Source organism: Streptomyces sp. PKU-EA00015 (assembly GCF_013387495.1).
Lineage (GTDB): Bacteria > Actinomycetota > Actinomycetes > Streptomycetales > Streptomycetaceae > Streptomyces.
Genome location: NZ_JABZEE010000148.1, coordinates 1 through 409, shown reverse-complemented (window position 1 = coordinate 409; position 409 = coordinate 1). Strand labels below are relative to the sequence as shown.

Below are 409 nucleotides of genomic sequence, written 5' to 3'. Positions count from 1 at the left end.
GTGGTCCACGCGGTGGTGGAGTTGGCGTTGTTCCAGGTGGCCTGGGTCTCGGTGAAGTCCCTCGTCAGCCCGTGCAGGTTGTACTGGGCCTTGGACGTGGCGACGTCGCGCGTGGTCATCGTGGACCACAGGAAGACCCGGCTCTCCAGCACCGTCGCGGTGGTGGGGATGGTGGTGGTGGGCCACTTGATCACCGAGCGCGTCTTGCCGTAGGTCGCCGAGTTGTTGCCGACGGTGAGCCAGTCCTGGCCGACCGTGCCCTGCTCGATGGTGTTCAGGTTGGTCGTCGGCTTCAGCGAGGACAGCGTGGTGTCGGTGACACCGGCGCCGGCCTGGATCAGACGCATCGTGCGGCCGGCCTTCGGGATACCCACCACACGGGTCGGGGAGCCCAGCACCTGCCCGTCGG

Annotated in this window: 1 protein-coding gene; it reads right to left on the bottom strand. The window is 67.7% G+C overall.

The features are described 5' to 3' along the window. Positions 1-409: DNRLRE domain-containing protein (locus HW130_RS35290; protein ID WP_177153836.1), on the bottom strand; the 409-nt coding region annotated here is incomplete at both ends.